At 62.5% G+C, this 21,226-nt stretch carries 18 protein-coding genes, 1 tRNA gene and 1 riboswitch; of the genes, 11 read left to right on the top strand and 8 right to left on the bottom strand.

Annotation, left to right across the window (positions count from 1 at the left end; translation table 11 throughout):
• Window positions 1-2,217 (bottom strand): DUF2254 domain-containing protein, encoded by a 2,217-nt coding sequence (locus KYT97_RS04865; protein ID WP_219111854.1) that lies wholly within the window; start codon window positions 2,215-2,217, stop codon window positions 1-3.
• A gap of 101 nt (window positions 2,218-2,318) precedes the next feature.
• On the opposite strand from KYT97_RS04865, the gene KYT97_RS04860 reads away from it, so the two are divergent.
• From KYT97_RS04860 to gcvP, 11 genes are all read left to right on the top strand, one after another.
• On the top strand, window positions 2,319-2,933 hold the full coding sequence (locus KYT97_RS04860) for an NUDIX hydrolase (RefSeq protein WP_033231907.1): 615 nt from the start codon (window positions 2,319-2,321) through the stop codon (window positions 2,931-2,933).
• A 212-nt stretch (window positions 2,934-3,145) separates the two neighbouring features.
• Window positions 3,146-3,679 (top strand): CDP-alcohol phosphatidyltransferase family protein, encoded by a 534-nt coding sequence (locus KYT97_RS04855; protein WP_371851319.1) that lies wholly within the window; start codon window positions 3,146-3,148, stop codon window positions 3,677-3,679.
• Complete coding sequence (locus KYT97_RS04850; RefSeq protein WP_033231908.1) at window positions 3,676-4,542, top strand: DUF881 domain-containing protein; 867 nt, start codon at window positions 3,676-3,678, stop codon at window positions 4,540-4,542. Before KYT97_RS04855 ends, KYT97_RS04850 begins: the two co-directional genes overlap by 4 nt.
• A 14-nt stretch (window positions 4,543-4,556) precedes the next feature.
• The gene (locus KYT97_RS04845; protein WP_033231909.1) at window positions 4,557-4,907 is read left to right on the top strand and encodes a small basic family protein; all 351 of its coding nucleotides are present in this window, start codon (window positions 4,557-4,559) and stop codon (window positions 4,905-4,907) included.
• A gap of 3 nt (window positions 4,908-4,910) precedes the next feature.
• On the top strand, window positions 4,911-5,663 hold the full coding sequence (locus KYT97_RS04840) for a DUF881 domain-containing protein (protein ID WP_033231910.1): 753 nt from the start codon (window positions 4,911-4,913) through the stop codon (window positions 5,661-5,663).
• A 46-nt stretch (window positions 5,664-5,709) separates the two neighbouring features.
• Window positions 5,710-6,114, top strand: coding sequence for a glycine cleavage system protein GcvH (gene gcvH / locus KYT97_RS04835; RefSeq protein WP_033231911.1), 405 nt, complete (start codon window positions 5,710-5,712; stop codon window positions 6,112-6,114).
• Window positions 6,115-6,313: 199 nt separating this feature from the next.
• The gene (gene garA, locus KYT97_RS04830) at window positions 6,314-6,805 is read left to right on the top strand and encodes a glycogen accumulation regulator GarA (protein ID WP_033231912.1); all 492 of its coding nucleotides are present in this window, start codon (window positions 6,314-6,316) and stop codon (window positions 6,803-6,805) included.
• Entirely contained in the window at window positions 6,805-7,542 is a 738-nt protein-coding gene (gene ftsR, locus KYT97_RS04825) for a transcriptional regulator FtsR (RefSeq protein ID WP_033231913.1), read from the top strand. The genes garA and ftsR overlap by 1 nt, the downstream gene beginning before the upstream one ends.
• An 89-nt stretch (window positions 7,543-7,631) precedes the next feature.
• A complete protein-coding gene (locus KYT97_RS04820; protein WP_033231914.1) occupies window positions 7,632-8,105 on the top strand; it encodes a bifunctional nuclease family protein in 474 nt (157 codons plus the stop codon).
• A gap of 407 nt (window positions 8,106-8,512) precedes the next feature.
• Window positions 8,513-9,064: a MerR family transcriptional regulator gene (locus tag KYT97_RS04815; RefSeq protein WP_230590041.1), complete on the top strand. Its 552-nt coding sequence runs from the start codon at window positions 8,513-8,515 to the stop codon at window positions 9,062-9,064.
• A gap of 213 nt (window positions 9,065-9,277) precedes the next feature.
• Window positions 9,278-9,406, top strand: a riboswitch (glycine riboswitch).
• Between the two features lie 52 nt (window positions 9,407-9,458).
• Window positions 9,459-12,317 carry an aminomethyl-transferring glycine dehydrogenase gene (gene gcvP / locus KYT97_RS04810; RefSeq protein WP_219111853.1) on the top strand — a complete coding sequence of 953 codons (2,859 nt, stop codon included), beginning with the start codon at window positions 9,459-9,461 and terminating at the stop codon, window positions 12,315-12,317.
• 22 nt (window positions 12,318-12,339) lie between these two features.
• On the opposite strand, the gene KYT97_RS04805 is transcribed toward gcvP, so the two are convergent.
• From KYT97_RS04805 to KYT97_RS04775, 7 genes are all read right to left on the bottom strand, one after another.
• Window positions 12,340-13,485, bottom strand: coding sequence for a metallophosphoesterase (locus tag KYT97_RS04805; protein ID WP_033231916.1), 1,146 nt, complete (start codon window positions 13,483-13,485; stop codon window positions 12,340-12,342).
• Window positions 13,485-15,083: a substrate-binding and VWA domain-containing protein gene (locus KYT97_RS04800; RefSeq protein ID WP_245006021.1), complete on the bottom strand. Its 1,599-nt coding sequence runs from the start codon at window positions 15,081-15,083 to the stop codon at window positions 13,485-13,487. The genes KYT97_RS04805 and KYT97_RS04800 overlap by 1 nt, the downstream gene beginning before the upstream one ends.
• A 194-nt stretch (window positions 15,084-15,277) precedes the next feature.
• Complete coding sequence (locus KYT97_RS04795; protein WP_219111851.1) at window positions 15,278-17,491, bottom strand: malate synthase G; 2,214 nt, start codon at window positions 17,489-17,491, stop codon at window positions 15,278-15,280.
• A gap of 106 nt (window positions 17,492-17,597) precedes the next feature.
• Window positions 17,598-18,890 carry a saccharopine dehydrogenase family protein gene (locus tag KYT97_RS04790; protein WP_219111850.1) on the bottom strand — a complete coding sequence of 431 codons (1,293 nt, stop codon included), beginning with the start codon at window positions 18,888-18,890 and terminating at the stop codon, window positions 17,598-17,600.
• Window positions 18,891-18,934: 44 nt separating this feature from the next.
• The gene (locus tag KYT97_RS04785) at window positions 18,935-19,348 is read right to left on the bottom strand and encodes a universal stress protein (RefSeq protein WP_033232182.1); all 414 of its coding nucleotides are present in this window, start codon (window positions 19,346-19,348) and stop codon (window positions 18,935-18,937) included.
• Window positions 19,349-19,492: 144 nt separating this feature from the next.
• Window positions 19,493-20,935 (bottom strand): SDR family oxidoreductase, encoded by a 1,443-nt coding sequence (locus KYT97_RS04780; protein ID WP_219112815.1) that lies wholly within the window; start codon window positions 20,933-20,935, stop codon window positions 19,493-19,495.
• A gap of 181 nt (window positions 20,936-21,116) precedes the next feature.
• Window positions 21,117-21,202: transfer RNA gene (locus tag KYT97_RS04775), tRNA-Leu, on the bottom strand.
• Between the last annotated feature and the right edge of the window lie 24 nt (window positions 21,203-21,226).

Genomic DNA, 21,226 nt, shown 5'->3' with positions numbered 1-21,226 from the left:
TTACTTTGCTCCTGGTCGTCCGACGATCAGGGGATGGACACGGCCGCTTGCACCTGCCTCGGATCCGAGACCCTGAGGATCGGCGACACCGGCCAGGCGTATGTCCAGTTCGCCGGTCCACTCGCGGGTCAGTTCGGCGTCCATGGCGTCGAGGCGTTCGAGGAGCGGAGCGTGCTGATCCACCGGGCACGCTGCCAGCAAGGTCGTGAACACGGCGCGCAAGCGGCGCTGCACCTGAGCGGAATTGGTACTGAAGTGCCGAATTTCGTCGGTCGCGATGGACACGTAGTCCGTCCAGGTTCTCTGCTGCCCGCGGATTCGGGTCAACGTGGACGTCGCGGAGTCGGCATGCACCCGCGGTGCCAGCAGAACGAGCAGATCCTCGATGTGGTCGAGAGCTTGGACCGCGCGGCCAGGATCGTTGATAGCCGGCGACAGTGCCTTGAGCGCAATATCGACAATGGATTGGATTGCCGCGGCCGGACCGACTACGGGACCGTGAGTGTCACCGAAAACCAGGCACGACATCAGAGAATCCGGACGGATCGCCATCGAGGTGCCACGGACTTCGAACAGCGGCGCGTTCTGGGCGACAAATTCTCCGATGCCGGGCACGACTGCGATGCTGACCCCCCACTTCGATGCCAACCGCTCCAGTCGCGGCAGGTTGATCGCCAGCAGTATGCGCCCGTTGGGGGAGAGGTGTCGCAGTCGGACGATCAAGAGGTCTGCGGAGTCGTCGTCGGCCAGTGCGGGATTGGCGACTACGGGTGCAGCAGTTGCGTCCTGCGTCGACTCGTCGTAATGCGGGTACGAGCGAACGATTGCGCTTCGTCCTTCGGCTGCGATCCACCGCAGAAGGCGACTGGAATTGAGAATCGAGCCAACTCGGGACACCAGTGCAATAAACAGAATGGCGCTGATGATCGCAAGAAACAGCGCCGTGTACGTGGATATCTGGGGAGCTGAATGTTGGGTGTTGAGAGCAAGATCGAGGGCAACGATGATCGAGTAGACAAATGTCGCGAGAAACATCCCGATGGACCATCGCATGACTCGCTGCTGAGCCAGCATCGGCACCACTCGCACCGATATCTGCGAAGCGCCGAATTGCATGGCCAGTGTGATCGCAGTGAACACCAGACCGGTGAGGGTGATCATTCCACCGGCAATCACGCTCAGCAGAGTTGCTGTAGCTCCCGGATCCACGGCGTATTCGAGCGAATCAGAACCGAAGCCGTCGAACACCGAACTGTCGAGATCGATAAGCGTGTCGGCCAAGAAGAATGCCGCGACGACAAGCAGAACGGGTAACCGCCACACGGGGACGGTGCGAAGCCGTCTGCGGGTACGACGCCACCGCAGTGCGTCGGATAGCCGCCACTTCGGAGTCGTAGCCGGGGGCTCTGGTGTCGACACCGTGGTCGGTTCAGTTGCTGCTGAAGGGATGGCTTCCGGTACCCCGAAACTCCCCGAGACGCTTTCCTGGAATCGAATTTTGGCTTTGATCAGTGGTTCCCTGACGCGTTGCTCGCGAGCGACCGCGCGGGACATCTTCGCCGGCTTGTCGCGATACCGGGATCTGGCCCACGGCGCGCCCGGTCGGCTCAGCCGGATTGCGCCGACGATGAGGAGCGGCGGGAAAAACAATCCGATCAAACCGGTCCACAACTTGCCTTTGAGAAGTGTGATCATCGCGAGCGCCAATTGGAGTATCAGCGCGACAACAATTGCAATGAGGGTTGCGATACTGCGATCTTCCTCGTACGGGTCGAACTCGCCGGCAAACCCGATCGGATGGACGCCGAACAAGAAAAGAAAGGAAATGGCGATCGCCACGAAGACCGCATCTATCGACGACCGACCTTCTTCGGCCCAATAGACATCACGCAAATGCAGAACCAGCGCATATTCGTCGAGAACCAAGGCGCTACCGATTCCGAACACCGACGCGAGCACACAATTGGCGACCGGGGTGTGGAAATCCGCCAATGCGATAAAGGTGAACCCCGAGACGAGCATCATCATCAGCCCGAACACCATGTGATGGATATGCATACCGCCCGGCGTGACATTGCCCGGCCACCACGACACTTCGGCGCGGATCATGCGCACACTGAATCTGATGAACAGAAAGGTAAGTAAAAACGCGACCAGCAGGAAGAACAACGGCAGCCGTCCGGTGTCGACGACTGTGTGCTCGAACCATGCCTTCACTACGTCAGCATGACAGGGTTTTCCGCAGGTATTCTCGCAAAACGCTCAATTGGAAACTGGCCTGTGTCTGAATCTTGCCGGGGCCGCGCTACTGTCGAGAAATGGTGAACGCGGATTTACTGGATCGGGCCCATGTCGAATCAGCCTTTTCGACCTTCGAACCGCGGTCTGTCGACCTCGACGGGCGCAGGTTGGCATCTGTGGTCTTTGCCCTGATGCGAGATGCCGACGGCACATCGGTGTTCCCGCTGACCAAGCGGCCGAGCAAAATGCGCGCGCACCCCGGTCAATTCGCCCTGCCAGGCGGGAGCGTCGACGCCGGTGAAACACCCGAAGAAGGCGCCCTGCGCGAACTCTCCGAAGAACTGGGGCTGACCGCCGCGACGTCCGACATCATCGGCCGCCTCGACGATTACGTCACACGCTCAGGCTTCGTGATCCGCCCGTTTGTCGTGTGGTCGGGCGCCGAGATCGAAAAATTGGTACCCAACCCGGACGAGGTTGCGTCGTTGTACGCGGTCACATCAGCCGAACTCGATGTGGACCCGCGTTTCGTGTCGATCGAGGAGTCTCCGAATCCTGTGGTGCAGTGGCCGTTTCGAACCAGCCTCGTGCATGCTCCGACCGGTGCCGTCGTCTACCAACTCCGGGAAGTTCTCAGTGGGCGGCACACCCGGATCGACAACCTCGAACAACCCGTCTTCGCCTGGCGGTAACAACACCCGCACGGCGCGAGCGACCCTGGGCACGCACGAGGGGCGGCCATGAGCAAAATGTCGCAAGTGCTGTGGAAAGCTGGCACCACGGCGCCGCAACGGCGGGCAGTTCGATGCGGAGTGCGGAACAATACGAGGTGTGTGCAGTGACATCAGGTGAACAGGAACTTGTCGTGACAGATCGAGTTCTGACGGTTCCCAACATTCTCAGCATGGCTCGCCTGCTGCTGCTCCCGGTGTTCGCTTACCTGCTCTTGGTGACACATTCTGACGGGTGGGCGCTGGCGCTGCTGATGCTCACCGGATTCACGGACTGGCTCGACGGCAAACTGGCGCGGATTCTCGATCAGAGCTCGAAATTGGGCGCTGTTCTCGATCCATTGGTCGACCGCTTGTACGTCGTGACGACGCTCGTGACGTTTGTGGCCCGCGACTTCATCCCCTGGTGGGTCGCAGCGATCCTGATCGGCCGGGACTTGATCCTTGCTCTCACTCTTCCGATCTACCGCAGACGCGGCCTCCCGCCGCCCGAGGTCATCTATCTCGGCAAAGCCGCGACATTCCTGCTGATGTTTGCGTTGCCGCTGATACTGGCCGGCCACGGAGATTGGCCGATCGCCGGATTCACTCACGCTTTCGGTTTTGCCTTCCTGATCTGGGGAACAGTTCTGTACGTGTGGACCGCCGTGATCTACGTGCTCAAAGCTGCCCGGATCGCGCGGACCTACGAGGTTGTACCCCGATGAAAAGGACGGGGGAGGACGTGCGCCGCAACCCGGTGCCGTCACTGCTCCGGTCGCTGATGACCGAACACCTCGATCCCGGATACGAGGCTGCAGCACTCGAACGAGAACATGAACACAGCAAGAACTCCATGCCCCGAACCGGGCCGTGGCTGGCTCTGGGCGGACTCCTGCTCGGTTTTGTCCTGACAGTCTCAGCGGTCTCGGCAGCTGGGCAGGTGTCCGGCACCGAAGATCTCCGTTCCGATCTCGTTGCGAAGGTACGTGCGACCGAGGATCAGATCGACGATCTGGACGCGACTCGGCACTCCCTCGCCGAGCAGGTCGACGCCGCCCGAGCCACCGCATTGGCCGGAGACACCGAAGGCAACAAAATTCTCGGGGAACTGCGCGGCGTCGAATCCGAAGCGGGCGCCGAAGCCGTACACGGCGAAGGCATCACCGTCACCCTCACCGACCCGGCTGGACGCCCCAATCTTTCCGACGCATCGCAACGCAGCGTCGGGGGAAAGAGCGTCGTACTCGATCGAGATATACAGAGTGTGGTCAACGCACTGTGGGCCGGCGGCGCCGAGGCCGTTGCCGTGGGCGGCGTGCGCATCGGCCCGACGGTGACGATCCGTCAGGCCGGCGGCGCGATGCTGGTCGACAATCAGCCCGTCTTCTCGCCGTACGTCGTCGAGGCGATCGGTGACTCTCGTGCGTTGCAGCGAGAATTTGTCGTGAGCGATGCCTACCTGCGGATGTCCAGCATCGCGCAGCTGTACGGCGTCGGTTTTGCTGTGGCCGAGGATAATTCGATGAGCCTTCCGCCCGCCGCAACGCGCCCGGTGCGCGTTGCGACTGAACCGATAGGACCTAGATAGATGGAGCGAGTTCGATGAAGGCCGGTTCCGCCCTGTACGGACTCGCCGCGTTGGTGATCGGCATCGTCCTGGGTGTTGTCTTCAGCCCACAGGTGCCCGACGCATTCGCGCCGTATCTTCCGATTGCCGTTGTAGCCGCACTCGATGCGGTATTCGGTGGCTTGCGGGCGTACTTGGACGAGATCTTCGACGCCAAGGTATTTGTCGTCTCGTTTGTCTTCAACGTTCTTGTCGCCTCGCTGATCGTCTGGCTGGGTGATCAGCTCGGAGTCGGCACGCAACTCTCGACGGCCATCGTAGTGGTCCTGGGGATTCGAATCTTCGGCAATGCAGCGGCACTGCGTCGCCGGCTGTTCGGAGCGTGAGACATGGCTGACGCGGTCAGGAAGCACGACGAGGGACGACACGAGTTGCGACCGGTGAACAAGCACCGAAGCAACGTGGTGTTCGCAATTCTTGCGACAGTTCTGCTCGGTGTTCTGGGAGTGGCAATCGCAACTCAGGTGCGCAGCACGGTTGCGGGGGACTCGCTCGATTCTGCGCGCCCCGCCGATCTCCTTGTGGTTCTCGACAACCTGAATCGGCGCGAAGCCGCGCTGCGACAGGAAGTCTCGGAGCTCGAGGATTCTCTGGCGACATTGCGGCGCAGCGGAAGCACCGACGCGGCTCTCGGTGAAGCGCAGGCCCGTTTGAATGCCCTCTCCATCCAGGTGGGGACAGCGCCGGCGAGCGGTCCTGGCGTCACCATGACGTTGACCGATCCGACGGGCGGTGTCGGGCCCGAGGTGATTCTCGATCTGATCCAGGAACTACGTGCCGCCGGAGCCGAGGCTATTCAGATTGCCGGAGCCACAGGCGAACCGATCCGGATCGGCGTGAACTCGTGGGTCGGTGGCCGCGGCGGTGACATCGAAGTGGACGGAACCAAGATCGCAGCGCCGTACACTGTGAGCGCGATCGGCGATCCGCCGACTTTGGCAGCGGCATTGAACATTCCGGGCGGAGTGTTCGACAACGTGTCACGGGGCGGCGGAAGTTCCACCGTCGAGCAATCACAGCAGGTCACGATCTCCGCCTTGCGACAATTGAATCCGCGCCAATACGCTCAACCCGGAAATTGAATTTTTGCGTCCGGAACTTTCGGACGGCATGTGAAAGGAAGCCACTGTGAGTGAGCTCGATACACCTACCGATCTGCGTTACACCGCGGAGCACGAGTGGGTGAAGCGAACCGGCCCGACATCTGTTCGAGTGGGCATTACCGACTTCGCTCAGTCACAGCTCGGAGATGTGGTGTTCGTTCAGCTCCCCGCCGCGGGAGAAGACGTCACCGCTGGCGAATCGCTCGGTGAGGTCGAATCGACCAAGAGCGTATCCGACATCTTTGCGCCGTTCACCGCGAAAGTTATTGCGGCTAACAGCGAATTGGACGGTGCTCCCGAACTCGTGAACACCGATCCGTACAACAACGGTTGGCTCGTCGATCTCGAGGTTGCCGACGAAGCCACTTTGGACAGTGCGATTTCGGAGACCTTGGATGCTGCGGGATACACCGCACTGACGTCCAGCTAGGGCTTGACTGCCGACCCGTTGTGTCGCGGCCAGTCTCGCTGCACACAAGGGTGCGCGCAGGGTACGGTCGTGGGGTACGCATGTGCCAAGTCGGGGTGCAGGTCGTATCTGTAAGTGACTGTGAAAGATGCTCGAGAAAAAAGTGCACTGCGTAGTCCAGTGATTTCTGATCTGGACGATTGATCGAGGAGGAGAAACAGTGAGCGAGAACGGTAACGACGCGGGCTACGGGGAGACGCCGGCGGAGACCACATCGGTATTCCGTGCAGATTTCCTCAACGAGCTCGACAACTCCTCAGCAGCACCGGCCGCCGAGCAGCCGGTTTCAGGTGTCGAAGGTCTACCTGCCGGCGCGGCTCTGCTCGTCGTCAAACGAGGACCGAACGCGGGATCGCGTTTCTTGCTGGATCAGCCGACCACGTCGGCAGGTCGCCACCCGGACAGTGACATCTTCCTCGACGATGTGACGGTCAGCCGCCGCCACGCCGAGTTCCGTCAGGAAGAAGCCGAATTCCACGTCGTCGACGTCGGAAGCCTCAACGGCACGTACGTCAACCGTGAGCCTGTCGATTCGGCAGTGCTGGCCAACGGCGACGAGGTGCAGATCGGTAAGTTCCGTCTGGTTTTCCTCACCGGCCCGCGTTCCGGCGGTTCGCAGGTGGGCGAGGCGTCAGCAGGTGCTGGTAGCTAATGACGGCATTGCGGCAGCAGAGCCAGCCGGGGATGTCTATCGGCTCCGTGCTGGATCGGTTGCGTCCAGATTTTCCCGACGTGACGATTTCGAAGATTCGTTTCCTCGAGTCCGAAGGCTTGATCAGCCCACAACGGACGCCGTCGGGATACCGCAGGTTCTCCATCGAGGACTGCGAGCGTCTTCGCTACGTACTGACCGCTCAACGTGATCAGTACCTGCCGCTGAAAGTCATCAAGGAACAACTCGAGGCGATCGACAGTGGTGCCGCGACGGTCAGCGCAGACAACTCTGCGCCGCGACGTCCGCGCGTCCTGTCGATCGCTCCGGGAGAAGTATCGCCCGAGGTATTCCGGGTGGATCGAGAAGTCCGAGTGGGTCGGGCGGATCTTCTCGCTCGCGCGGACATCGACGATCGATTCCTGACCGACCTCATTCGCACCGGCCTGATCGTGCCAGGCGCTGCCGGATTCTTCGACGAAGACGCAGTGACGTTGGCCCGGACAGCCAAGGCGATGGCGGAATACGGTTTGGAAGTACGACATCTACGTGCGTTCAAGTTGGCTGCGGATCGTGAAGCCGGGTTGGTTACCCAGATCGCCGGACCGGTAGCCAAGGGACGTGATGCGGGTGCCCGTGATCGAGCCGAGGAAATGGTTCGAGAACTGGCAGCATTGTCGTTGACATTGCATACATGCCTGGTCAAATCAGCAGTCCGCGGAAGTCTTGATCGCTGAGTTCTCGATCATCTCGTTCCACGCGAATAGAATCTCAGTACGGTCGTGAATTCGGCCACCAGGGTCATTTCAGGTTGGAGGCAAGCTCGATGGGCGAAATGCGTGTGATCGGAGTTCGTGTCGAGCAGCCCCAGAATCAGCCGGTTTTGTTGCTCCGCGAGTCAGATGGTGATCGGTACCTTCCGATCTGGATCGGGCAGACGGAAGCCACGGCGATCGTTCTGGAGCAACAGGGAGTCGAGCCGGCGAGGCCGCTCACACACGACCTGATCAAAATACTGATCGAATCCTTCGGCCGCAGTCTGCAGGAAGTCCGCATCGTGGATCTGCAAGAAGGCACGTTCTATGCCGACCTGGTTTTCGACGAGCAAACTACGGTCTCCGCTCGTCCGTCGGATTCCATCGCGTTGGCACTTCGGATCGGGGTCCCGATCTTTGCCTCGGAATCAGTCCTTGCCGAGGCGGGATTGGTCATTCCTGACGAGCGTGAAGACGAGGTGGAGAAATTCAAGGAATTCCTGGACACGATCTCGCCGGATGATTTCAAGGCAACTGACGGTTAGCCGAAAGTTTCCGAGACTGGCTTGAGGCTTCAACTCTCAAGTAGAGGTTTAGTCTCGTTCGGCGTGTTGCGTTGACCAAAATCGCGCCGGGGTCTTACCGTTGCGAGCGGTGAAGATCGTTGAGCCTTGAAATAGAGTCTGGTCTTGGTGCTCTGTCGGGGCGTACTCTAGGTAAGTCCACTCGTGGAATTACGTGCCTCGGATTCACTGCTTCGAAATGTTCGGTGGTTCGAGATCGGCTGACGCGGGTACCCGTTTCTGTTCGGGTATCAGACTCTGCCGCATAGCACAGCGTGATGACACGATGGCGTATCGAGAAGGAGACGGCAGTGGAAGAACAGTCGAACGTAGGCAAGGCGGAGAATTCCGGCGTCGCTGAACTGACTGCAGATCCGGCTGCCCAACCCATGTCGGAAGAGTTGCAGCCGGGATTGTTCCCGGACGACTCCATTCCTGACGATCTTGTCGGCTACCGCGTTCCCATTGCCTGCCAGATCGCCGGCATCACCTACCGTCAGCTCGATTACTGGGCACGGACCGCACTGGTCGTCCCGTCCATCCGTGGCGCGGCCGGCTCCGGCAGCCAGCGTTTGTACTCGTTCAAGGACATTCTGGTTCTCAAGATCGTCAAGCGATTGCTCGACACCGGAATCTCTTTGCAGAACATCCGGGTGGCCGTCGATCACCTGCGTCACCGCGGCGTTCGCGATCTCGCCAACATCACTCTGTTCTCCGACGGGACCACCGTCTACGAGTGCACGTCCCCCGAAGAGGTCGTAGACCTGCTCCAAGGTGGGCAGGGAGTATTCGGTATCGCCGTCAGCGGCGCGATGCGTGAACTCACCGGAACCATCGCCGACTTCCCGGCCGAGCGTGCGGACGGCGGCGAAAGTGATCCGAATCCCGAAGACGAATTGGCGTCGCGCCGCAAGAATCGTGTGAGCCGCAAGACCGGATAGTGTTCCGGGCGTCACACCCGCTCGGTCGATGTGGTGGCGACGGAAGGTCGGCCGGTCAACTAGACTGGTCCACGCGTCGCCGGCGTACGGGAGAGCCTCGGGTAGTGCTTCACACACCAGTCTTCGATTTGCGGACTTGTCGTGAGCGTTATCAGGGCGCCGAAGGAGCAATACCTCCCCGTCAATCTCTCAGGCACCAAGGACCGTACGGGCTCCGACGCCTCTGGAAAGCGGTGGGATAACCCACCCGCCGACGGGGAAAGGCTGTGGTTCCGCCGGCATGGTGGATCACTACCGAATCTCTCAGGCGCTCGTTGTCGAGCAGGCGACAGAGGGGGAGGAACACACCACAGTCGGTGTGTGTCCTGATCCTCCGATCTGCCTGGGAGTTGTCGTGATCGACGCTGCAAGCCGTAATTTTGCCGACCGCCATGTCGGTCCGAACGCCGCGGAACTCGCGCGCATCCTCGAACTCATCGGGGTCGACTCCCTCGACGATCTCGCCACCAAGGCCGTTCCGTCGGTCATTCTCGACGCCGCACCCGGCGGAATCGCTGCCGGACTCGACGCATTGCCGTTGCCGGTCGGAGAGCACGAAGCGCTCGCGGAACTGTCCGCCCTCGCTGCCCAGAACACTGTCGCGACGTCGATGATCGGCCTCGGATACTTCGACACGCTGACGCCGCCGGTGTTGTTGCGCAACATCATCGAGAACCCGGCCTGGTACACCGCGTACACGCCTTACCAGCCCGAGATCAGCCAGGGCCGCCTCGAAGCCCTCCTCAACTTCCAGACCATGGTCGCCGATCTTTCCGGCATGGAGCTCGCCAACTCGTCCATGCTCGACGAGGCCACCGCCGCTGCCGAAGCCATGACGCTCCTGCGCCGCGCGAACCGCAGCAAGTCCCCACGCTGTGTCGTCGACGCGGACCTGTACCCGCAGACCCTTGCTGTCATCGAGACGCGCGCCGAGCCGCTCGGCATCGAGATCGTCTCCGCTGACCTCACTGCCGGACTGCCCGAGGGTGATTTCTTCGGCGTCATCGCCCAGATCCCAGGCGCTTCGGGACGCGTTGTCGACTACACCTCGATCATCGCGGAAGCTCACGAGCGTGGCGCACTGGTGGCCGTCGGCGCCGACCTACTTGCGATGACGCTCATCACCGCGCCCGGTGAGCTCGGTGCGGACGCGTGCTTCGGCACCACCCAGCGCTTCGGTGTTCCCATGGGTTACGGCGGACCGCACGCCGGTTACCTGGCGGTGCACTCCAAGCTCGCGCGTCAGCTGCCCGGCCGTTTGGTCGGCGTGTCCATCGACGCGGACGGAGACAAGGCGTATCGCCTGGCGCTGCAGACGCGTGAGCAGCACATTCGCCGTGAGAAGGCGACGTCCAACATCTGCACCGCTCAGGTGCTCCTCGCCATCCTGGCCGCGATGTATGCGAGCTACCACGGCGCCGAGGGACTCAAGGCGATTGCCTTGCGCGTCGCTGCCCGGGCGCACGCGTTGGCAAACGGTTTGCGTGAGGGCGGCGTGACCGTTGTCCACGATTCGTTCTTCGACACCGTGCTGGCTCAGGTTCCGGGCAAGGCGGCCGACGTTGTCGCTGCCGCAAAGGAATCCGGAATCAACCTGCGTCTGGTCGATGCCGATCATGTCGGTATCTCCTGCGACGAGGCCACCACCGCCGACCACGTTCTCGCGGTGCTCGACGCGTTCGGTATCGATGACGCAGTTGTCGCGATCGAGGCCGAAGGCAATTCAGTTCCGGCTGTTCAGGAGCGCACCTCCGACTACCTGCAGCACGAAGCCTTCACCCGTTACCGTACGGAAACAGCGATGCTTCGCTACCTGCGCGCGCTGTCCGACAAGGACATTGCGCTCGATCGCAGCATGATCCCGCTCGGCTCGTGCACCATGAAGCTCAACGCGACGGCCGAGATGGAATCCATCACGTGGCCCGCGTTCAACGCAATCCACCCGTTTGCGCCGACGTCCGACGCACCCGGATTGCTCAAGATCATCAAGGACCTGGAGGACTGGCTGGTCGCGGTCACCGGCTACGACAACGTCAGCCTCCAGCCCAACGCCGGAAGCCAGGGGGAGTACGCGGGCCTGCTCGCGATCCGTAACTACCACCTCAGCCGCGGCGACGATCACCGCGACACGTGCCTCATCCCGTCGAGTGCTCACGGCACCAACGCGGCTTCGGCCGTCATGGCCGGGATGCGCGTCGAGGTTGTTGCGTGCCGCCCCAACGGTGACGTCGACGTCGACGATCTGCGCGCGAAGATCGCCGATCACGCCGAGCGTCTCGCCGCGATCATGATCACCTACCCGTCCACCCACGGTGTCTACGAGCACGAGATCTCCGACATTTGCGCAGCAGTACACGACGCCGGCGGCCAGGTGTACGTCGACGGCGCCAACCTCAACGCGCTTGTCGGCCTTGCTCGTCCGGGCCGATTCGGTGGCGACGTCAGCCACCTGAACCTGCACAAGACCTTCTGCATCCCTCACGGCGGCGGGGGACCTGGCGTCGGCCCGATCGGTGTTCGCTCACACTTGACGCCATTTTTGCCCGGACACCCGATGGCCCCCGAACTCGGTGGTAGAGGCACGATCTCGGCAGCACCGTACGGCAGTGCGTCCATCCTGCCCATCACCTGGACCTACATCCGGATGATGGGTGCTCAGGGCCTGCGCCGCGCCAGCCTGACCGCCATCGCGTCGGCAAACTACATCGCGCGTCGACTCGACGAGTACTTCCCGGTTCTCTACACCGGCGAGAACGGCATGGTCGCGCACGAGTGCATCCTCGACCTGCGCGGTCTGACCAAGGACACCGGCGTGACCGTCGACGACGTCGCAAAGCGTCTCGCCGACTACGGTTTCCACGCTCCGACCATGAGCTTCCCCGTGGTCGGCACCTTGATGGTCGAGCCGACCGAGAGTGAAAACCTCGAGGAAATCGACGAGTTCTGCGACGCGATGATCGCCATTCGCGGCGAGATCGATCGCGTGGGAGCCGGTGAGTGGACTGTGGAGGACAACCCGCTTCGCGGCGCTCCCCACACTGCCGGAAGCATCGCGGCGCAGTGGGATCACCCGTACTCGCGTGAGATCGCAGTGTTCCCGCGCGGTAAGGCTCGTCCCAAGGTGTGGCCGTCCGTGCGTCGTATCGACGGTGCACACGGCGACCGCAACCTGATCTGCTCGTGCCCGCCGATCGAAGCGTTCGCAGGCAACTAAGGCGTGTGCCCGCCGGAGACCATCAGTTCTCGCGAACGAGTTCGAGGACGGTGATCTCCGGCGGCGCGCCGACGCGCACCGGCGGACCCCACGCTCCGGCGCCGCGCGTTGTGTACAGAACGGTATTGCCGATCGTGTCCAGGCCCTGCACCGAAGGTTGTTGCAGCGGGACGAGATAGCGCAGCGGCCACATCTGTCCGCCGTGCGTGTGCCCGGACAGTTGCAGATCGATGCCCATCTCCGACGCTTCGAGCGCTTGGCGGGGTTCGTGGGCGAGCAGCAACGCAAACGTGTTCGGATCGTGCCCGTTCAGTGCTGCTGTCAGATCCGGCTCGTACGGGGCCGGTGACGTATAGTCGTGGATACCCACGATGTCGATGGTGTCGCCGCCACGCTCGATCGACGCTCGGCTGTTACGAAGCGTGGTGATCCCCAAGGTTTCCCACACGTCGAGCCACTTGCCGCCGTCGTCGGCGTAGAACTCGTGATTGCCACTGACCCCGAAGATCCCGTCCGGCGCATGAAGATCGGCGAGCGGCCCAAGATCGGGAGCAACCTTCGCGACTGTGCCGTCCACGAGGTCACCGCCGATCGCAATCAGATCGACATTCTGCGAGTTCACGATCTCGACCACCTTGCGGGTGAAGTCGACTCCGCGGGCCGGGCCCACATGCAAGTCGGTGATCAAGGCAATCCGGTAGCCGTTGAAGCCTTCGGGCAGGCGGGCCAACGGCACCCGAATCCGGGAGACCTTCGGGTTCGACGCCTCGTACACCCCGTATGCGGCAGTGCCCAACGCCGCAACCGTGACTGCAGCGGTTGCCAACTGCAAAGTACGACGCTTCGCCGGATCCACCTCAGGTTCCTCACGGCGTCTACGCACCAGACGATTGACCCCGGCGCACACTCCGATGATCAGCAGCCCCGGAATCAGATACAACCACGAAGCCAACCAGACCCACCCGAGAAACCCGACCGGGCGGGCCCACGACGTGGCGAAGACCTCGCCGCTGCCCATGCCGATGAGCGTCAGAACGGCCAACAGGACCAATGCGGTGTCGGTGATGCGGGCCCACCGCGTCGGCATGCCGGTTGCTCGGACCACCCTGCGGTGCAGAAACCAGGTGAGAAGCGCGAGAACAACGGCAAATACTGCGATCCGCGCCATCAGGACAGCAGTTCCGCGACTGCAGCCGACATCGCGGCGGAGTCATCCGGGTTCACGCGAATCAATGTTCCACCAGTTCTGTCGGAGACATCTTGCAGCGTGGCGGCATCGCCACCGGAACCGATAACCAGAATGTCGACCCGCACCGGGCGAGCTGGATCAGTTGCCGACGCGATGGCGCTGAGGAGTTCGGCGCGTGTCATCGTCGACTCGTCGGTGGCAGCAGAGGTGACCAGCAGAACGGAGTTGGTTCGATCGGCGTCGTATCCGGTTGCCGCGTCTTTGTACGCTGCGGCCAGCGCGGGGTATTTCGATGATTTTCCTTCAGCGCTGAGACTGCTCATAGCGGCGGTGAGTTTGGTTCGTTGATCAGCATTGAGGGGTGCGCCGGGAACGATTACACGCTCCGCTGCCGCGGCGTCGGATCCGGGGAACGCGTGCACCGCGACATCGGAGGCGTCCGGGCTGCGGACCAACTGAGACTCGATCGCCGCACCGGCTGCGGACAAGTTGGCGCTCATCGACGTCGAGGTATCCAGCAGGATGGTTGCGCTGCGAACGGAAACAGGGTTGGCGACAACAGCGTTCAGAGCAGTGGCAGTTTCCGCCGATGCGGGCGTCAGGGTTGAGGTGATCTGCGCGGGTTCGAGTGCACCCAGATCTGGGACACTCTTACCCTCGACGCGGAATCCGGCGTCGACGAAGATCTGGGACTGCTCCGTATCGCGCATGAACTCGGAGAACTGTGCGGCGGCGCGTGCGGCGGTTTCGTCGATTCCGCCGCCCGCGACGATCACCGCCGGATAGTCCGCGAGCGGAGTTGCGCCGCTCGGGGAATATGCCGTCATGTCAGCGTTGGCCGACTGGGCGATCGACTGTTCGATGGCCGGGACGGCCGTGACAGTGGCAGGGGCGCCGCTGGTGAGGGCGGCTAGTGCGTCGGCGGTGGTGGCGGGCGGCGTCGGGAGGGATTGAAACTGTGACGCCAGAGCGCTCAATGCCGATGTCACTTGGCTGGACTGAGCCTGTTCGAGGGTGACCGGTCCGGAACCCGCGCCGGCCACGGCCGCGGCAATTGCCTGCGTTGCCATGACGGTCTGCGGGCTGCCAACCGGAAGTGCGAGTGTTGTGTCACCGAGGGACTGCCATCCCGCGTTCGCGGACTCCAGCGAAGTTGCTGTCTCCGGCGCAACCGCCAGCACAACCGGCGAGTTCGCGATGGACCGTGGCTCTCCGTTGATCACGGCTTTACCGGACAGTGGGGCGAGTTCGAAAGAACTGGTCGGAATCCACAGATTTGGGCGCGGTCCGAGCGCGGCGGAATCCCATTCGGCGCCTGCTGCCAGGGCATTTGCGATTAATGGCGATGGAACCGCATTGATTGCAGTGGTGATGCAATGATCTCGGATCACCGGTGAAGTGTCGGTGAATCGCTTGGCCAACTGCTCGACCTGCGGGGCAATCGACGGATCAACCGTGATGTCGAGCGTCCGGTTGCCCTCGACGCACGTCCCCGCTGCTTGCTGACCTTGATCGTCGATGCGATTACCGAGGGCCTTCCACCCGAAGAATCCGGCCACGATCAGGACGACCGCCACGACAATAAGGATCGGCCCCTTACTGATACCTCTGGCGCCTGACCCGCCGCGATGTTCGCCCACGTACGCTGCCCTACCTTGCTCACTCGACGATCTCTGCCGAGAGCCAGTCTAGTGACGAATCTTCGGGGCCAACGCGAACAGCCTCGACACCGGGAGCGGCGTCGAGGCTGTTCGAGTTGAGCGAGGTGAAATCAGGCGTTGGCGGCCTTGTACTCGCGGCGGCGGCGATGCAGGATCGGCTCCGTGTATCCGCTGGGCTGCTTCGCACCTTCGAGGATCAGTTCCTTCGCGGCCTGGAAGGCGATGTTGGAATCGAAATCAGGTGCCATGTTCCGGTATTCCGCGTCGCCCTCGTTCTGGCGGTCGACAACCGGTGCCATGCGCTCGAGTGCGCTCACGACATCGGTCTCGCTGACGATGCCGTGACGCAGCCAGTTGGCGAGCAGCTGGCTCGAGATGCGTAGCGTTGCGCGGTCCTCCATGAGGGCGACATCGTGGATGTCGGGAACCTTGGAGCAGCCGACGCCCGCGTCGATCCACCGGACGACGTAGCCGAGGATGGACTGGCAGTTGTTGTCGAGTTCTTCCTTCTTCTCCGCGTCCGTCCAGTCGGTGCTGGGGGCGAGCGGAATGGTCAGGATGTCGTCGACGCTCGCGCGCGGCTTACCCTTCAGACCGTCCTGAACCGCGAACACGTCGACGCGGTGGTAGTGCGTCGCGTGCAGGGTGGCGCCGGTGGGCGAAGGCACCCAGGCGGTGTTGGCGCCGGCCTTGGGGTGGCCGATCTTCTGCTCGAGCATGTCCGCCATCAGTTCGGTCATGGCCCACATGCCCTTGCCGATCTGAGCCTTGCCCTGCAGACCGCAGGCCAGGCCGGTGTCGACGTTCCAGTCCTCGTACGCGCCGATCCACTTCTGCTTCTTCATCTCGGCCTTGCGCACCATCGCGCCGGCTTCCATGGAGGTGTGGATCTCGTCGCCGGTGCGGTCGAGGAACCCGGTGTTGATGAAGACAACGCGGTCGACGGCTTCCTTGATGCAGGCTGCAAGGTTGACCGTCGTACGACGCTCCTCGTCCATGATGCCGACCTTGAGCGTGTTCGCCGGAAGACCGAGGACCTGCTCGACACGGCCGAACAGTTCGGTGGTGAAGGCAACTTCCTCGGGACCGTGCTGCTTGGGCTTGACGATGTAGATCGAACCGGTGCGGCTGTTGTCCAGTGGGCCGTAGGCGTCGCTGATCGACAAGCCGTGGACAGCACAGGCGCTGGTGATCAACGCGTCGAGAATGCCCTCGGGAACCTCGTTGCCGTCGGCGTCGAGGATCGCCGGGTTGGTCATGAGGTGACCGACGTTGCGGACGAACAGGAGTGAACGACCGTGCAGGCTGAGTTCGCGGCCGTCGACGGCCGTGTACTTACGGTCGCCGTTGAGCGTGCGGGTGAAGGACTTGGCGCCCTTCTTGATCTCCTCGGACAGGTCGCCGCGGTTCAGGCCCAACCAGTTGCGGTAACCGACGACCTTGTCGTCGGCGTCGACAGCGGCGACCGAATCCTCGAAGTCCATGATCGTGGTGACCGCGGATTCGAGAACGACGTCCTTGACGCCGGCCGCGTCGGTGCTGCCGATCGGGGAGGACGCGTCGATCTGGATCTCGGCGTGCAGTCCGTTGTTGCGCAGCAGAATGCTGGTGGGCGCGTCCTTCTCGCCGAGGTAGCCGACAAACTTCTCCGGCTGGGCGAGCGTGGTGACAGTGCCGTCCGCGAGGGTGACCTTGACGTCAGTGCCGTGAGATTCCCCCTCGCTCCGCTCGACCGGTCCGATCGCGTACTTCACGCTATCGGCGTGCGATCCCGACGCGAGAGGTGCTGCCGCGTCGAGGAACTCACGAGCCCACGCGATGACCTTGTCGCCGCGGACCTTGTTGTAGCCCGAACCCTTCTCGGCGCCGTTCTCCTCGGAGATGGCGTTGGTGCCGTAGAGCGCGTCGTACAACGAACCCCAGCGAGCATTGGAGGCGTTGAGCGCGAAGCGGGCATTGAGGATCGGGACGACCAACTGCGGGCCCGCGGTTGAGGTGATCTCGGTGTCGACGTTGGTGGTCGTCACGGAGAACTCGGCGGGGGTGGGCAGGAGATATCCGATTTCCTGCAGGAACGCCTTGTATGCGGCGGCGTCGATGGGAGCGCCGGCCTGGTTGCGATGCCACTGATCGATCTGCGCCTGCAGATCGTCGCGCTTGGCAAGCAGGGCGCGGTTCTTCGGCGCGAGCTCGGTGATGACCTTGTCAGCGCCGGCCCAGAAGGTCTCGGCATCTACACCGGTGCCTGGCAGAGCCTCCTCGACCACGAAGTCGTAGAGAACCTTGGCAACCTGCAGACTGCCGACCTGAACGCGCTCAGTCATGAATAGCCTCACTTTTCCGAAATCGGAGCACCACGACGGGTGCCATGAACCACAATCAATGTTACTCGTGAGTATCCCGCAGGTGGACAGAGCCTCGATGGATACATCACAACCGGCCTGCGGAGATCTCGAAACCGCTACGACGCAGACGTTCGACCAGGACATCCCCCAAGGCTGTGGCCGGGGTGAGGACGCCTGCAGCGTTGGGTAATGCTGCGTTATCGGGCAATTCTGCGTTGCTGACAGCAAGACTCAGCGCTGATTCGCCGAGCATCACTGCGGTAGCACTATATCCCGGGTCGCCTTTGGCCCGGACACGCGAGGTGTAGCGCGCGCCCGTTGTGGTCACCGTGAATACGTCAAGGGTGAAGTGGCCTTTGCTCTGAGTGTCCTCGCTTGGCCCCTCGCCCGGGGACGGCAGAACCTTGTCGAGGAGGAAACGCGTCGGCGGCAGTGCGAGGCCCGCGATCAAGGCGCCAAGTCCCACGGCAACGCCGCCGGCGATCACCGGTGAGACCACCGACGAACCGACGTTCATCACTTCGGAGTACTTGAACTTTCGGCCGTAGGCCCACTCGCGAAGGGCATTGCTGCGACGCACGACTCGGGTGTTATAGGACGCCATGAAGAAGGGCGCCTTCCAGCCGTGCAGCGACGGATCGATCTTTCGGCCGTCGACCACCGTGGCGTCACTCTGCTTTCCCAGATCGGGTTCACTGGCGCGATCGGGGCTCAGCGAGTACGGCGAGGCCGCGAGTTTCCGCAACCGTGCGTCGTGTTTCGACACGTCGATCTGCGTGCGGAGTGAATCGATGGTCCCGCCGCTGACGCCGCCGCGCAGTGACGTGACCACCAGCGTGGTGTCCGTCAACTCCCCGGCGCCGTCCGCTTCGATCAGCTTGTGAAGAACATGGACCCCAAGATCGGAAGGGACGGAATCGAAGCCGCACGAATGGACGATGCGGGCACCTGTCGACACGGCAAGTTCGTGATTGGCGTCGATGCTCTCGCGGTGGAAGAGAACCTCACCGGTGAGGTCGACGTAATGGGTTCCCGCGGCGGCGCATTCGTGAACCAACTGATGGCCGTACTTGGCATACGGACCGACCGTCGTAGCTACGACGCGCGTCCGTTCGGCAACCGCCTTCAAGGCGGTCGAATCATCGGCGTCGGCGACAACGAGGGGGAGTTCGGCTGCCGCAGCACCCAATCCGGCCCGCACGGCGGTCAGCTTCTCGAGGGAACGCCCGCCGAGGCCGATCTTCGTTCCGGCGGGTGCATGCTGAACGAGGTATTCGGCAAGGAGTTTGCCGACGAAGCCGGTAGCTCCGTAGACGATGATGTCGAGTTCGCGCTCGGGTCGACTGTCGATATTGCGGTCACTCACGGGTCCGGTCATGTAGTCAGCCTACAAATGCGGGACCCGAATGCGTGTGAGTGAGCTCACTCCGCAGGTAGAGGTTCCTTCACGACGAGGATCGGGACCTCGACTTCGAGCAGTAGCCGCTGCAGCGGGCGCTCGAGTAGGAACTTGCCGATCGGGGACATACGACGCGTTCCCACGATCAACAGATCGGCTTCGACGGCATCGACCAACTCGACCAGCGCGGTCACTGGATCGCCGTCGTGTTCGGTGGTGCGGAGCTCCCACGGTGTTTGAGCGAATCCGCCGGCGTCCAGCGCAGACTGGATCTCGCCGCGTAAAGCCGCGCTGTCTTCGTCGGTGTCCGGGACATTGACGTCGTCGAGTACGTGCAGGACAACAAGTTGCTCGCGCCGATTCACGGATTCTCGTGCTCCGTGGACAATTGCCGCGCGGCCCTCCGGGCTGTCCTTGTGTACGACGGCAATCGTCATGGTTCCTCCGAGGCAGTGGGCAGTGTCGGGGTCCATTATCGCGCGGTATTGCCGAGCGCTACCTCAAATGCGGTACTCGACACGGCGTATACGGGGTGTCGAGATCGCCACATCGAGACGGTGAGGTGTGTGCGGTCACCTCTCTCACCAGGGTGAGGGCTTGTAGTCCTTGAGGAAGCAGCCATGGATGTCGACGCCCAGTTCGCCCTGAACGATGGGGTCGTAGACGCGGGCGGCGCCGTCGACAAGGTCGAGCGGAGCGTGGAAACCCTCGTCGGCGAGGCGCATCTTGGTGAAGTGGGGGCGCTCGTCGGTGATCCACCCGGTGTCGACGGCAGTCATGAGGATGCCGTCCTCGAGCATTTCCTTGGAGCTGGTGCGAGTGAGCATGTTCAGTGCTGCTTTCGCCATGTTGGTGTGCGGGTGACCAGGACCCTTGTACGCGCGGCTGAACTGGCCTTCCATCGCGGAGACGTTCACGACGTACTTACGACGCGCTGCTGCTGCCGCCATCGACGGGCGCAGGCGCGAGACCAGAATGAACGGAGCAACCGAATTGCAGAGTTGCACTTCGAGAAGCTCGATCGGATCAACTTCCTCGACGGTCTGAACCCAGCTGTTGGTGTGTGCGAGGTCGGGGAGGAGTCCGCCGGCATCAATGGCGATGCCCTGCTCGATGCGATCGGGTGACGCGGATTTCGCGACCAGCGCGAGCGAGCTGACTGCGTCGGCGGAGAGATTTCCGGACGTGATGGCTGCGACGTCGGACAGTGAGCCTGCGAGCGCTGCGGGATGCGCGTCGCTGGTTTTGCCGAAGGTCACGACATCGGGGAGTTCGCCCGCCGGCAGTGCGCCGGATTCGGCGTCGACCAGAGCGCCGTACGCGCCGGGGGAGCGGCGCACGGTCTGGGCGGCGTTGTTGATCAGGATGTCGAGAGGGCCTTGTGCTGCAACGGAATCGGCAAGGGCGACTACCTGCGCAGGGTCGCGGAGGTCGATGCCGACGATGCGAAGGCGATGAATCCAGTCGGCGCTGTCTTCCATCGCTTTGAAGCGCCGGATCGCGTCGTTGGGGAATCGCGTGGTGATCGTCAGGTGGGCGCCGTCGCGCAGGAGGCGAAGCGCGATGTACATGCCGATCTTGGCGCGGCCACCGGTCAAGAGTGCGCGGCGTCCGGTCAGGTCTGTGCTGGCGTCACGCTTGGCGCGGGAAGTTGCGGCGCAGTCCGGGCACAACTGGTGATAGAACGCGTCGACCTGGGTGTAGCGCTGCTTGCAGATGTAGCAGGGACGCGCCTTGATAAGGGTGCCCGCGATTGCCCCGGCAGTGTTGGACGTGATGGGTATGCCGGCGGTTTCGTCGTCGATTCGATCCGGTGATCCCGTCGCCGTTGCGGCGACGACACTGCGGTCGGCGTCGTTGACCGCCGCACGCGAGGCGAGGCGACGCTTCTTCTTGAGTCGTTTGAACAGGTGGCCGACGGCACGCTGCATGATGATCGAGTCGGGATGCTCGTCTTCGAGTTCGGCTGCTTCGCGCAGAACCTTCAAGCAGATTTCGAGTTCTGCGGGGTCGAGTCCGGCCAGTTCTGCTCCCGCAGATTCTGTATCCGTTACGTCGAACTGCCGTGTGTCTGTATCCACGTGAACTTCTGTTCCATCTCGATCGCCGCTCGCGCGGTCTGTTCCCGGTGTGGGAACTTGGCCTTTTACGAGAAAAGCTCCGGTTCAATGAACCGGAGCTTTTCCTGTCTGTCTCAACACAGAGTGTCCGAGGGGGGACTTGAACCCCCACGTCCGTTAATAGGACACTAGCACCTCAAGCTAGCGCGTCTGCCATTCCGCCACTCGGACTCGGCCCCGATTTCTCGGTGCTGG

It is taken from the genome of Rhodococcus globerulus (genome assembly GCF_019334125.1).
GTDB classification, from domain to species: domain Bacteria; phylum Actinomycetota; class Actinomycetes; order Mycobacteriales; family Mycobacteriaceae; genus Rhodococcus_F; species Rhodococcus_F globerula.
This window is presented reverse-complemented; position numbering and strand designations above follow the sequence as displayed.